Source organism: Paracoccus fontiphilus (genome assembly GCF_017356265.1).
GTDB lineage: Bacteria > Pseudomonadota > Alphaproteobacteria > Rhodobacterales > Rhodobacteraceae > Paracoccus > Paracoccus fontiphilus.
Map to the genome: position 1 here is coordinate 19,621 of NZ_JAFNAW010000022.1, position 12,704 is coordinate 32,324.

Consider the following 12,704-nt stretch of genomic DNA (forward strand, 5'->3'; position numbering starts at 1 on the left):
TTCAGTCCGCGCATGGCTGTCCTCCCAAACAGTCTTGCTGGTCAGTCCTCCCCTGACCCGGATGAGGAAAGGCTAGCATCGGATTCGTTTTTCGGTAAACCGAAAAGAATGGCAAAGTTCTTTCGGAATTCCTGAAATGCATCCGAACCTGGTCGATCACCTGCGCGCCTTCTGCGCCATCGCGGACCATGGCAGCCTGACGGCGGCGGCCAAGGAACTGCGGCGGCCGATCTCCTCGGTCAGCTATTCGCTGGCGCAGCTGGAACAACAATGCGGCTTTCCCCTGCTGGGGCGCGGCACCAACCGGGCCGACCTGACCGAACGCGGCCGCGTGCTTCTGGCCGAGGCCCGCAGCGTCGTGGAACGCGCCCGCAGCTTCGCGACCCATGCCGCCTCGCTGGAAAAGGGCGAGGAAACCCGCCTGCGCGTGCTGATCGACGTGCTGTTCCCGCGCGCCGACCTGAACCGGGCGCTGCGGGCCTTTGCGACCGCCCACCCGCACGCGCGGTTCCAGTTCTTCAACTCGTCCCTGGCGACGCTGTGGGACGACCTGCGGGATGGGAATTTCGACTTTGCCCTGACGCTGGCCGCCGCGATCCCGTCCGACATCGCGGCCCGCCACCTGGGGTCCGAGACGCTGGGGCCGGTCTGCGCCGCAGGGCACCGGCTGGCCGGACTGCCGCAACCGCTGGCCATGCGCGCCTTCGACCGGGAACGGCAGATCTACTATGTCGGCTCGCCGCAGATCGACATGGAGCGCGTGGGGCGGCTGTTTTCCACCGACGTCTGGACGGTCAACGACGTGGAATCGATCAAGTCGATGGTCGCGGCGGGCCTGGGCTGGTGCTTCTCGGCCAGCGGCACCTTCGCATCCGAGATCGCCCGGGGCGAGGTCGTTCCCCTGACCTGCGAGGACATGCAGTTCCACCCGGTCCGCACCGTGGTCGTGGCCTGGCCCGCGCATCGCAGGCCAGGCCCGCTGGGCAGGCACATGGTGCAGACCCTGGCCGAACAGTTCGGCCAGGGCGTCACGGAGGAGGTCAGGCCAGAAGCCCGGTGAACCGCAGCATCGCTTTCAGGCTGTCGATGGGCTGCGACGGCTGGAACAGGTGCGGCGACCAGCGGTGCCCGCCGACCTTGGCGTTCCAGTAGGAGCCGGCGTCGTTCACCACCAGCCCGACCAGCGTGTTGGCGACCAGGTGGCTGCCCAACGCGCCCAGGTGGTTGCCGCCGACCAGTTCGGCTTCTCGCAGCACATAGAACCACAGGGGCGTTGCGGCATCCAGGCCGGGGGCGGTCAGGAAGTCGCGCCCCTCGGCCACCTGTTGCGGCGTCAGCACGGGAATCGGGCGGTAAAGGCCGGTCGCGTTGATGGCCTCGATCAGGCCTTGGGCCGAGGGCATGTTCAGCCGGTATCCGCGCCGCAGGTTGCGCATCGCCAGCCGCTTCATCATCGGTGCGCCGGTCTGGTTGACCATGTCGTCCAGCGGCGGGGCCAGATGCGTGTCGATCTTGCGGGCCGACCGCACCGGCGTCTCGGCATGGACGAAGCGGTCCCATTCGATCACCCAGTTTCCCGGCAGCGAGGTCTTGGGATCGGCCGTCAGCGGCGAGGGCATCCTGCCGCTGCCGGTGAACTGGAACAGCTGCTCGAAACTGGCAAAGGGCGCGATCTGGGTCGATCCGGCCACGGCCCGCCCAAAGAAGCGGTTGTGGTCATAGCGCCCGCGCACCATCGAATGGCCGAAGCGGAAGCCCGCCACCGAGAATTCCAGCGGCATCGGCATCTTCGCCGGGTCCGAGGGAGGGTTGGCGGCCAGGAACTCGGCGTAAAGCGGCGCGCCGGTGGCCAGCACCTCGTCCACGACATCGCCCGCGCAGATGGCGGGCAGGAAGGCGTTCAGGACCAGCCACTGGTAGTGGAAGCGGGTCAGCCGGCGGGCTTCGTCGAAGTTGTTGCCAAGGTCCACCATGCGGTTGTGCAGGCGCAGGAAGGCGACGTGAAGCTGGGCCACCAGCAGGTTTTCGTCGTTGCGCCCGTCGCCGATGATCGCGCGGGTGCGGATCGGCCCGCCGGCATCGACGAAATTGGCGCGCAGGTCCGAAGGCAGGGCGTTGAGTTCCGCCTCGGTGATGTCGCCCCGGTCCATCAGGAAGCCCAGCCGCAGCAGGTCGGCTGCGGGATCGGCAGGCAGCGGCGGGCGTCCGTCACCGGAATCGGCGGTCAGCCCCAGGCGCATCTTGTCGGTGAAGGTCGGGTGCCGCATCAGGCCCGCCAGCTTCAGCCCGAACGCCCCCTGATCGGGGGAATCGCCGTAAAGGCTGTCCAGCGCCAGCGACCCGTCGCGCAGGTTGTCCAGGCCGCCTTCGACCTGAACGCGGTCCATGGGGGCGATGTCGCCCACGATTTCCGACAGGCCCGCGACCTCGCGGTCGGTATTGGCGGTGATGTCGTGATCGATGAACTGGCCGAAATAGGTCAGGATCGGCGCGATCGCACCATCGGCGGGGCCGGTCGCCTCGACAGCCATGCTTTCGGCAAGCTGGTCCAGCGCGGCCAGCGTCGCGGGACTGGCGGGCAGGCCGGGCGCGTCGCGGAATAGATAGCGGAAGGCCCCGGCCGCGGTCGACATCGCGCGCGTCAGGGTGCCCGTTCCGCCTGCTTCGTCGAGGACGGCCGACAAGGGCTTTGCATCCAGTCGTTCCAGTTCGACGGCCGGCTTTTCAAGGACCCTGGCGCCGCCGCTGACGGCATCGCTGGCGGCGGGCTGCAGAACGGCGGCATCCTGGATGATCCGCGTTCCGTGGCTGAGCGAGAACAGCATTTTTAACTCCAAGCCAATCATTATAAGGCCGGGGCAGATAATCTGCGCCGGATATATTTACTTCCGCTGAAATGTTGCGGCTTATAAGAATGTCGGCGCTTTGTTTTCAGCCCGATCAATCCAGATATTTAAATACCATTTATATTTGGTAATTGCTATTAAAATAATATGGCGGGGCATATCGACATTATTCGATATGCCCCGCCTTTTCATACAGGCAATTATGGCGGCCCGGCCTTGCGGCCGTTTCAGACCTTGCGCTGCGTCCCGTCCTCGCGGCGCATGGCGGGCAGGCCCACCCCGGTCGCATCGAATCCGCCATCCACGGCCACGGTCTGGCCCGAGATGAAGCTGGCCTTGTCCGAGCACAGGAAGACGATCGCCTCGGCGATCTCGCGCGCCTCGCCATATCGGTTCAACGGGATCGCGTCGTAATAGGCGCTGATGATTTCCGGCGTGTGGACGGCCATCGCCAGCTTGGTTTTCACCGGGCCGGGGGCCACGCAGTTGACGCGGATGCCTTGTTCGCCCAGCTCGGCGGCGAACTGCTTGGTCAGGTGGATCACGGCGGCCTTCGACGTGCCATAGGCTACCCGCAGCGTGGACGCCCGCAGCCCGGAAATCGAGGCGATGTTGACGATCGCGCCCCTGGTCTTCGCCAGTTCCGGCACGGCGGCCTGGGTGCACAGGAACACGCCGTCCAGGTTCGTGGCCATCACCTCGCGCCATTGTTCGAAATTGGTCTGGTGGGCTCGGGAAAACAGCGCCACGCCCGCGTTGTTGACCAGGGCGTCGACGCGGCCCCATTGGCTGACCACCGTGCGGATCACGCCATCGACGGCCTGCGGGTCGGAGATGTCGGCCTCGACGGGCAGGACGTTTTCCATGGGGTCGCAGGTGCGGTGCAGTTCTTCCGTGTCGCGGTCCACCACGGCGACGCGCCAGCCCTGTTCCAGGAAGATCTCGGTCGCGGCCAGGCCGATGCCCCGGCACCCCCCGGTCACGATGGCGACTTTGGGGGCGGCTTTGGCGTCTGTCATGGGTCTGTCCTTTCGATAACAAGTTCCAGCGTCACGCCGACCGGGTTTGCACCCCGTTCCAGCGTGCCGCGCATGATGGTGCCCGCGATGTCCACGACCTCGATCGGGACCGTGGCGCGGCCTTGGTCCAGGGTCGCCCCGTCCAGCCGCAGTTCGGTGGCGTGGCAATCCATGCGGTGGCCCTCCGCGAAGCGGATGTGGTCGATGCTGCCGACGCCGTGCAGGCGGGCATGGGTGACGCCGTGGCGGGCGCACAGGGTTTCGATGGCCGTGACCACATCCTCGCCGGGCAGGATGCGGGCCAGCAGGCCGGTGCCGGTGCCGCCGCCTTGCGGGGTGAACAGGGTGAAGGCGGTTTCGGCATCCGGCAGGGCTTCGAACCAGGCGTCCGGCGCGCCGAGGCCGGTGACGTCGGCATCCGCCGCCAGCACCGAGTCCAGCGGCAGCAGGTGGCCCATGGTTTCGCCCCAAGTGCCGTGGCAATGCAGGAACGGCGCGCCGTTCTTCCAGCCGACCGTGGCAGAGGCGCGGGCGATCCGGACCGGCCCGTCCGGCGCATGGGTGTCGGAATACCACGCCGCATGGATGCCGTCCGTCGAAGGCGCGGGCAGCACGAAGCGCATGGGGTCGCAGGTGACGCCGTCCAGCCAGACGACGCCGCCCTTGCAGCCATGGGCGGCGAACAGATCGCCTACCGCGTCCATGACAGTCTGCCCGGCAGGCAGCACCCCCGCGATGGGCCGCAGGGACGCAGGCACCGCCACCGCCCGCGCCGCCCCGCGCGGGCCCGGATGGATCATCCGCGTCATGCGATCATGCCGCGGGCTTCCAGTTCCTCGCGGATCATCTTCTTGGTGATCTTGCCATAGGCCGACTTGGGCAGCGCGTCCCAGAACAGGAACCGCTTGGGCATCTTGTAGCGCGACAGCTTGCCGTCCAGGAACGCGGCCAGATCCGCCTCGGCCACGGGGGCGTTCGCCACGCAGACCGCCCAGCCGATCTCTCCCCACAGGGGATCGGGGACCCCCAGAACGGCGACCTCGTTGATGGCGGGGTGGGTGAGGATCTTCTCCTCGATCTCGCGCGGATAGACGTTCGAGCCGCCCGAGATGAACATGTCCGACTGCCGCCCGGTGATGTAGACGAAGCCTTGCTCGTCCATGTGGCCCAGGTCGCCCGTACGGAACCAGCCGTCGCGGAAGGATTTGGCGTTGGCTTCCGGGTTCCGGTAATAGCCCGCGAAGACGGCGGGGCCGATGCAGCAGATTTCGCCCGTTTCGCCCGGCGCGACTTCGCGCCCTTGGTCGTCCTGGATCTGGACCTCGATCCCCGTGCGGGCGTGGCCGCAGGTGCCGATGCGGGCCGTGGGACCGTCCTCGGCCTGGTGCAGGTGGGCAGGCAGGACGGTGATGTTGCCCGTGACCTCGCCCAAGCCGAAATACTGGACCAGCACGGGGCCAAGCGTTTGCAGCGCCTTCTGCTGGTCCACCCGGTACATCGGCGCGCCGGCATAGATGACATAGCGCAGCGACGACGTGTCGGCCCCGGCGGTCGAAGGATGTTCGACCAGCAGCTTCAGGATCGTGGGCACGGTGAACATGGTGGACACGCGCCATTCCGCGACCAGATCCCAGACCTGCGCCGGATCAAAGCGTTCGGTCGGCAGCAGGATCGTCCTCACCCCCCGCGCCACCTGGGTCAACTGGTGCACCCCCGCGCCATGCGACAGGGGGGCAACGACCAAGGACGCGTCCTCGCCCGTCAGCCCCGGCATCAGGTCGGCCAGATGGTTCGTCACCACGAAGGCCATCTGCCCGTGGGTCAGCACGGACGCCTTGGGTCGCCCGGTCGTGCCCGAGGTAAAGAAGAACCAGCACGGATCGTCGCGGTCCACGATGGCGACCTGCGGGCGTTCCCCCATGTGCTCGGCGGTGATTGCCGTCACCTCCGGCCCGAACTCCGCCGCGCCGAAGGCCAGCGTCGTCACCCCGCAAGCCGCCGCGTGGTCGGGGAAGCTGGCGTTGCAGAACATCAGCGTCGCGCCCGACGCCTCCGTCAGATAGGCCACCTCCTCGGGCGTCTGGCGGAAGTTGGCGGGCACCCAGACCCCGCCCGCGCGCCAGACAGCGAACATCGCCTGCATCATCTCCATGCAGTTCTGCGACTGGCACATCACCCGGTCGCCCTTTTTCAGGCCGAACCGGGTCTGCAAGGCATGGGCCAGCGCATCGGTGCGCCGGTCCCATTCGGCCCAGGTCCAGCGGGTGTCGCCCATGACCAGGGCCACGCCGTCGGGGTCGCGGCGCGCGGCCTGGGCCAGAAAGGTGGCGAGGTTCATCACGCGGGTGGAGACAGGGGCCAGCCCGCCAGCAGGATCGGTCATTTCTCGCGTTCCAGGATCGAGCAGTAGTTGGCGACCGCCGTGCCGCCCATGTTGAAGACGCCCGCCAGTTCCGCGCCGGGCACCTGCATCGCGCCCGCATCCCCGGTCAGTTGCATCGCGGCCATGACGTGCTGGCTGACGCCGGTCGCGCCGATGGGATGGCCGCGCGACTTCAGCCCGCCCGAGGGGTTCACGGGCAGCTTGCCGTCCATCCGCGTGGTGCCCTCGCGGATCACGCGCCAGCCCTGGCCGCGAGGGGCAAGGCCCATCGCCTCGTATTCGATCATCTCGGCGGTGGTAAAGCAGTCATGGGTTTCCACCAGCGACAGGTCATGGATCGCCAGCCCGGCCTGATCCAGCGCGTTGCGCCAGACGCGGTGCGCCCCCGCGAACTCGGTCGGGTCGCGGCGCGACAGGGCCAGCATGTCGCCCGCCTGCGCGCGGGCGCGGAAGCGGATGGCGCGGTTCAGCCCCTCGGCCACCTCGGGCGCGGCCAGGACGATCGCCGCCGCCCCGTCCGACACCAGCGAGCAATCCGTGCGCCGCAGCGGCCCCGCGACCAGCGGGTTCTTGTCGGACGGCGTGTTGCAGAAGGCCAGGTCGAACGCCTTCTGCATATGCGCATAGGGGTTGCGCGTGCCGTTGTCGTGGTTCTTGGCGGCGATCATCGCCAGCTCCTCGGACCTGTCGCCGTTCTTCTGGAAATAGCTGTCGGTGATGCGCCCGAAGACGCCCGCGAAGCCGCCCGGCGTGTCGCCTTCCTCGGCCACGTAGCTGGCGGTCAGAAGGACGCCGCCCACGTCGGCGATGGGGATGGCGGTCATCTTCTCGGCCCCGATCACCAGGGCCACCTTGCCACGGCCCGAGGCAATGAAGTCGGCGGCGGCATACAGCGCGGCCGATCCGGTGGCGCAGGCGTTTTCCGTGCGCATGAAGGGCACGCCCGCCAGTTCGGGGCTGCCCATGGCGACAAGCGCGCCCTGGAAGTCCTGGCGCTGGAAGCCGTTGTTGAAGACGCCGGTGAAGATGCCGTCCACGGCATCCGGGGTGATTCCGGCGTGTTCCAGCGCGGGCAGGGCAACTTCGGCCATCAGGGCCATGGTGTCGGGCGCCTCGGCCTTGCCGAACTTCGTGTGCGCCCAGCCAACGATCAGGGGGTCGGTCATCCGGTTTTCCTTTCAAGATCGGCAAGGCGTCGGGCGATCAGCCCGGCCTCGCGGTGCAGCGCGGCGGCCAGGTCGGCCTGCCGCGCGGGGGTCATGCGGTTTTCGATGGCGGCGATGGACAGCGCGCCTGCCGGGCGTCCGTCGGGCCAGGGGATCGCCACGCCCAGGCCCCAGGACCCCGCCACGACGCGGCCGGGGTTCAGAGCATGGCCCTGGGCACGGGCATGGGCCAGATCCTCGCGCAGGGCGGGCATCAGGTCGCCCACCAGGGGCGCCACGCGGTCCAGCAGCGCGTCGGCCTCGGGGGCGGGCAGTGCGGCCAGGATTGCCAGCGCGCCCGCGCCGACGCCCGCGGGCTTGCGGTCGCCTCGCATCAGGGCGTGGGTGCGGACGGGGAAATCGCCCTCGATCCGTTCCAGGCACAGGGTATGGTCGTCCTGCGGCACGGTCAGCAGCACCGTGTCGCCGGACTCGTGCGCCAGCCGGACCATGCTGCCATGGGCGTGGTGCAGGATGCCGTGGCGTTCCGCCGCAAAGCCCGCCAGCAGATAGGTTTCCGGCCCCAGGTGATAGCGCCGCGTCGCCCGGTCCTGTTCGACCAGCCGCGCCGTGCCAAGCGCCAGCAGCAGCCGCCGTGCCGTGGGCCGCGCAAGGCCCGAGGCCGCCGCAAGCTGTGCCAGCCCCAGGCCCTGCGCGCCGCCCCGCCCGACCAGCGACAGAAGCGACAGCGCACGCGCCACCGCCTGCGTCCCGCCGGTGTCCATGGGGGCGGCGCCGTCCTTCATCAGGCGAGCGTCCGGCCGATGGCGGCTTCCAGGATGGCCCAGGCCTCGTCGCCATAGGTCTTCTTCCATTCGGCGTAGAAGCCCGCCTCGCGCAGCTTGTCCTCGAAGGCCTTGGGATCGGCGTCGTTGAAGACGAAGCCCTGCGCTTCCAGGTCGGTCTTCAGCGAGGCGTTCATCTGCGCGATGTCCTCGCGCTGCTTCAGGGCGGCGGCGTTGAAGTTCTCGGCCACCGCTCCTTGGATGTCCTCGGGCAGGGCGCCCCAGGCGCGGCGGTTGCCCAGAAGCCAGAAGCCGTCCCACATGTGGTTGGTCATGGAACAGTACTTCTGCACCTCCCACAGCTTTGCCACCTTCATGATTGCCAGCGGGTTTTCCTGCCCGTCCACGATGCCGGTCTGGAGCGCGGTATAAACCTCGGCGAAGTTGATCGACGCGGGCGCCGACCCGAAGGCCGTGAACATCGAGGTCCAGAGCGGGCTGACCGGTACGCGGATCTTGAAGCCTTCCAGGTCGGCGGGCGTCGTGATGGGCTTGGTGGACGAGGTGATCTGCCGGAACCCGTTGTCCCAGATCTTCTCCATCACCACCAGGCCCGCACCTTCGATCTGGGACCGCTCATAGGCGCCAAGCTCGCCGTCCATCGCCTTCCAGACGGTGTCGTAGTCGGGGAAGGCGAAGCCCACGCCGTTGATGGACGCGTTCGGGACCAGCGTGGACAGGATGATCGGCGACAGCTGGAAGAACTCGACCCCGCCCGACCGCAACTGGCCCAGCACGTCGGTATCCGCGCCCAACTGGTTCGACGGGAAGATCTGCAGGTCGAACCGCCCGCCGGTGGCTTCCAGGATGGCCTTCTGCGCCTCGGCCAGGCGGACGTTGCTGGGATGGTCCAGGGGCTGGTTGTTGGCCAGCTTGTAGCTGAATTCGGCGGCCATGGCCGGGCGGACCCGGATGAACGGCGTGGCCAGCGCGCCGGCGGCGGCGCCCAGCAGGATGGTGCGGCGGGTGATCGTCATGAAACTCCTCCTCCCCGAGGTGTTGGAAACGGTTTACAGCAATGCGGTCGAGAACCAGGGCACGGCGGCGATGGCCAGCAGGCCCACCATCAGCGCGGCCAGATAGGGCCAGATCTTCGCCATGACCTGTTCGGCGGGCACATTGGCGATCTTGCAGGCGATATAGAAGCCGATGCCGATGGGCGGGGCCATCAGGCCGATGTTCATGGCCGTCACGATGACCATGGCGTAATGGATGTCGTGGATGCCCAGGCCGCGCGCGATGGGGAACATGATCGGCGCCAGCAGCACGATGGCGGGCAGTCCTTCCAGCACGCAGCCCAGCACCAGGAAGATCGCGATGGATGCCAGCATGAACACGATCCAGCCGCCCGGCAGGCCGGTGACAAGCGTCATCAGGTCGCGCGCGAAGCCCGACTGCGTCAGCGCCCAGGCCATGGCCGAGGCCGCGCCCAGGATCAGCAGGATCGCCCCCGACATGGCGGCGGTTTCGACCAGCATCCCGCCCACGCGACGCAGGGGGATGCCGCCATAGAGCACCGCGCCGATGATGAAGGCATACAGCGTGGCGATGGTGGACACTTCCGTCGCGGTGGCGACGCCGCCGCCGACCAGGCTGCGGATCATGAAGGGCAGCACCAGGGCGGGCGCGGCGACCAGGGCGGTCTTGCCGATGACGCCCAAGGTGGCACGGCGCACGCCCTCCATCCGCTCGCCCCGTGCCTTCCAGCGGGCGAGGATCGCCAGCACGACCAGCAGCACCATGGCGATGGCGAAGCCGCTGGTGAACAGCCCGGCGATCGACACGCCCGCGACCGAGCCCAGCACGATCAGCACGATGGAGGGCGGCACGGTGTCGGCCATCGCGGCCCCGGTCGCCAGCAGCGCGGTCATTTCCGGCGCGGAATGGCCCCGGCGGCGCATCTCGGGGAACAGCGCGGGGGCGACGGTCGCCATGTCGGACACCTTCGACCCGGAGATGCCGGAGACGAGGAACATCGAGCCCAGCAGGACATAGCTCATCCCCGCCTTCACGTGGCCGAAGAGCGACGCGAGAAAGCCCACGATGGCGCGGCCCATGCCGGTCGCGTCCAGGATGCAGCCCAGAAGCACGAAGACCGGCACCGACAGCAGGATCAGGGACGACATGCCTTCGTCGATGCGGCCCATCATCACGAAGATCGGCGCGCTGGTGGCGAAGGTCAGGTATCCCAGCGTGGCAAGGGCGAAGCAGAAGGCGATGGGGACGCCCACCACCAGCAGCCCGCCCGCGAACAGGCCCAGGAACAAGGGCAGGTTCCAGTTGCCAAGGGACAGGACGGCGGGCCTGGCCCACCACAGCAGGGCGACCACCAGCCCGGCCACGACCAGCGTGCCTAGGATCGTGCCCCATTCGCGGGTGCGGACCACCGACAGGATCATCAGCAGCGCCATCAGCCCGATGCCCGCGGGCAGGGCCGACGCGCGCCAGGACATCGGCAGCCCCAGCGCGGGCGAGGTGACGAAGGACTCCTCGTAGGCGTATTCGACAGCCACGGGGAACAACCGCACCAGCAGGGCGCAGACCAGCACGCTGCCGGCGATCTCCAGAACGCGGGACAGGCGCGCGGGCAGCAGCGGCAGGAACACCGTCAGCTTCATGTGCTCGTGCCGGTCCACCGCCAGGGCTGCGCCCAGCATCGCCATCCAGATGAAGCTGATCGAGGCGACCTCGTCCCCCCAGATCAGCGGCTTGGCCAGGACATAGCGGAAGAAGACGTTGGCCAGGACGGTGACGATCATCACCACCAGCAGGCCCGCCGCCGCGATCTCTACCGGGCGCATCCACGCCTCGGCGCGTTTCGGCTCGCTCAGCGCCTCGATCCCGCCAAGCGCCAGTTCGGCATCGGCATGAGCATCCGTCTGGTGCATCCTGTCATCCCCTCCGCTGGGTCGGCACGGCCTCCTCCTGCCGTTTTGCGTCCACATCGTGGATGCAAGTCCAACCCTTCGGCCCCTAGGATTAGAGGCTTGCTGCTCGACCTGACAACATAAAAATGCCGGACCAGCCCCATTCGGACGATCTTTTCGCCAATCCGCACGGCCGTAAACCTGCGCCGTGTTCCATGATGCGGAACGCTGTGGTGCTTTCGGGTTGTCCTTTTGTCCCCCAGCCCGCAAACGGGCGCAAGGAAAGGGAGAAACAAAATGACCAACCGAACAGATATCTCCGCCGCCGAGCCGAAGTGGAGCCTTGTCGGTCCCGGCCTTGTCGTGGCGGCCACCGGCGTGGGCGCGGCCGACCTGATCGCCACGACCGTCGCCGGCAGCAAGTACGGCTATGCCCTTCTCTGGGCAGTGGTCGCGGGCTGCATCATGAAGGTGATCCTGGTCGAGGGGGCGGGCCGCTACAGCCTCGCCACCGGCAACACCATCTTCGAGGGCTGGTCGAGCCTGGGCCGCTGGACCCACTGGTATTTCGGCCCGTATATCGTGATCTGGGGCTTTGTCTACGGCGCCGCCGCGATGGCGGGGGTGGGGCTTGCGCTGTATTCGCTGCTGCCGTTCTTCAGCGTGGCGACCTGGGGCATCATCTCGGGGCTGCTGGGCCTGGGGCTGGTCTGGTCGGGCCGCTACGACCTGTTCGAGAAGGTGCTGACGGCCATGGTGATCCTGATGTTCGTCACCATGCTGCTGGCCGCCGCCCTGACCCTGCCCAACCTGGGCGAAATCGCCGCCGGGCTGGTCCCGCGCATACCCGAAGGCGCGATGATCAACGTGCTGTCGGTGGCGGGCGGGGTCGGCGGCACCATCACGCTGGCGGCCTATGGCTACTGGCTGCGCGAAAAGGGCTGGCACACGCCGCGCTTCATGCGGGTGATGCGGCTGGACAACGGCATCGCCTATCTGGTCACGGGCCTGTTCGTGATCGCGACGCTGATCGTCGGGGCCGAGCTTCTGTATTCCGCGCAGATCGCCATCGGCAGCGGCGACCAGGGCATGGTCGATCTGTCGGGCGTGCTGAGCGAACGCTATGGCGCCTGGATGGGCAAGCTGTTCCTGGTGGGCTTCTGGGCGGCGTCCATGTCGTCGCTGGTGGGGGTCTGGAACGGCGTCAGCCTGATGTTCGCGGACTTCTTCGGCCATGTGCAGGGCAAGCCGCACGACCATCCCGACCGGCTGTCGGGCGGGCGCTACTACAAGTTCTACATCTTCTGGCTGACCTTTCCGCCGATGGTCATGCTGTTTTTGGGCCAGCCGGTCTATCTGATCCTGGCCTATGGCGTCTTGGGCGCGCTGTTCATGCCCTTCATGGCAATCACGCTGCTGTGGATCCTGAACACCGACCGGACGCCCGCGGAATGGCGCAACGGCCTGGTGATCAACGTCATGATGTTCCTGTGCGCGCTGACCTTTGCCGCGCTGGCGGTGGACCAGTTGCGCGGCGCGATCATGCGGGTTCTGTAGCAGCCATGCGCCCGGCCGGCGCGCGGGGTCGCGCGCCGGTGT

10 protein-coding genes are annotated in these 12,704 nt (G+C 67.8%); 2 read left to right on the forward strand and 8 right to left on the reverse strand.

What is annotated here, in order from left to right; all coding sequences use genetic code 11:
- The first annotated feature begins 136 nt into the window (after positions 1–136).
- Complete coding sequence (locus tag J0F76_RS09785; RefSeq protein ID WP_207468586.1) at positions 137–1,060, forward strand: LysR family transcriptional regulator; 924 nt, start codon at positions 137–139, stop codon at positions 1,058–1,060.
- Here the strand turns inward: J0F76_RS09785 and J0F76_RS09790 are convergent.
- The 8 genes from J0F76_RS09790 to J0F76_RS09825 all read right to left on the reverse strand — a co-directional run bounded on the left by J0F76_RS09790 (position 1,041) and on the right by J0F76_RS09825 (position 11,126).
- The gene (locus tag J0F76_RS09790; RefSeq protein WP_207468588.1) at positions 1,041–2,825 is read right to left on the reverse strand and encodes a peroxidase family protein; all 1,785 of its coding nucleotides are present in this window, start codon (positions 2,823–2,825) and stop codon (positions 1,041–1,043) included. The genes J0F76_RS09785 and J0F76_RS09790 overlap by 20 nt on opposite strands.
- 248 nt (positions 2,826–3,073) lie before the next feature.
- Positions 3,074–3,865, reverse strand: a complete 792-nt coding sequence (locus J0F76_RS09795; RefSeq protein ID WP_207468590.1) for an SDR family NAD(P)-dependent oxidoreductase — start codon at positions 3,863–3,865, stop codon at positions 3,074–3,076.
- Positions 3,862–4,674: a PCC domain-containing protein gene (locus J0F76_RS09800; RefSeq protein ID WP_242690113.1), complete on the reverse strand. Its 813-nt coding sequence runs from the start codon at positions 4,672–4,674 to the stop codon at positions 3,862–3,864. The genes J0F76_RS09795 and J0F76_RS09800 overlap by 4 nt, the downstream gene beginning before the upstream one ends.
- Positions 4,671–6,248, reverse strand: coding sequence for an acyl-CoA synthetase (locus tag J0F76_RS09805; RefSeq protein ID WP_207468591.1), 1,578 nt, complete (start codon positions 6,246–6,248; stop codon positions 4,671–4,673). The genes J0F76_RS09800 and J0F76_RS09805 overlap by 4 nt, the downstream gene beginning before the upstream one ends.
- Complete coding sequence (locus J0F76_RS09810; RefSeq protein WP_207468593.1) at positions 6,245–7,414, reverse strand: acetyl-CoA acetyltransferase; 1,170 nt, start codon at positions 7,412–7,414, stop codon at positions 6,245–6,247. The genes J0F76_RS09805 and J0F76_RS09810 overlap by 4 nt, the downstream gene beginning before the upstream one ends.
- Positions 7,411–8,199, reverse strand: a complete 789-nt coding sequence (locus J0F76_RS09815; RefSeq protein ID WP_207468595.1) for an IclR family transcriptional regulator — start codon at positions 8,197–8,199, stop codon at positions 7,411–7,413. Before J0F76_RS09815 ends, J0F76_RS09810 begins: the two co-directional genes overlap by 4 nt.
- Complete coding sequence (locus J0F76_RS09820; RefSeq protein WP_207468597.1) at positions 8,199–9,215, reverse strand: TRAP transporter substrate-binding protein; 1,017 nt, start codon at positions 9,213–9,215, stop codon at positions 8,199–8,201. Before J0F76_RS09820 ends, J0F76_RS09815 begins: the two co-directional genes overlap by 1 nt.
- 33 nt (positions 9,216–9,248) lie before the next feature.
- Positions 9,249–11,126: a TRAP transporter large permease gene (locus J0F76_RS09825; RefSeq protein ID WP_207468599.1), complete on the reverse strand. Its 1,878-nt coding sequence runs from the start codon at positions 11,124–11,126 to the stop codon at positions 9,249–9,251.
- A 276-nt stretch (positions 11,127–11,402) separates the two neighbouring features.
- Between J0F76_RS09825 and J0F76_RS09830 the strand changes: the two genes are divergently transcribed.
- Complete coding sequence (locus J0F76_RS09830; protein ID WP_207468601.1) at positions 11,403–12,662, forward strand: Nramp family divalent metal transporter; 1,260 nt, start codon at positions 11,403–11,405, stop codon at positions 12,660–12,662.
- Positions 12,663–12,704 lie beyond the last annotated feature (42 nt).

Excerpts from the sequence above, each read along its gene's own strand:
- J0F76_RS09785 (WP_207468586.1), top strand. The coding sequence starts at position 137 with ATGCATCCGAACCTGGTCGATCACCTGCGCGCCTTCTGCGCCATCGCG.
- J0F76_RS09790 (WP_207468588.1), bottom strand. The coding sequence starts at position 2,825 with ATGCTGTTCTCGCTCAGCCACGGAACGCGGATCATCCAGGATGCCGCC.
- J0F76_RS09795 (WP_207468590.1), bottom strand. The coding sequence starts at position 3,865 with ATGACAGACGCCAAAGCCGCCCCCAAAGTCGCCATCGTGACCGGGGGG.
- J0F76_RS09800 (WP_242690113.1), bottom strand. The coding sequence starts at position 4,674 with ATGACGCGGATGATCCATCCGGGCCCGCGCGGGGCGGCGCGGGCGGTG.
- J0F76_RS09805 (WP_207468591.1), bottom strand. The coding sequence starts at position 6,248 with ATGACCGATCCTGCTGGCGGGCTGGCCCCTGTCTCCACCCGCGTGATG.
- J0F76_RS09810 (WP_207468593.1), bottom strand. The coding sequence starts at position 7,414 with ATGACCGACCCCCTGATCGTTGGCTGGGCGCACACGAAGTTCGGCAAG.
- J0F76_RS09815 (WP_207468595.1), bottom strand. The coding sequence starts at position 8,199 with ATGAAGGACGGCGCCGCCCCCATGGACACCGGCGGGACGCAGGCGGTG.
- J0F76_RS09820 (WP_207468597.1), bottom strand. The coding sequence starts at position 9,215 with ATGACGATCACCCGCCGCACCATCCTGCTGGGCGCCGCCGCCGGCGCG.
- J0F76_RS09825 (WP_207468599.1), bottom strand. The coding sequence starts at position 11,126 with ATGCACCAGACGGATGCTCATGCCGATGCCGAACTGGCGCTTGGCGGG.
- J0F76_RS09830 (WP_207468601.1), top strand. The coding sequence starts at position 11,403 with ATGACCAACCGAACAGATATCTCCGCCGCCGAGCCGAAGTGGAGCCTT.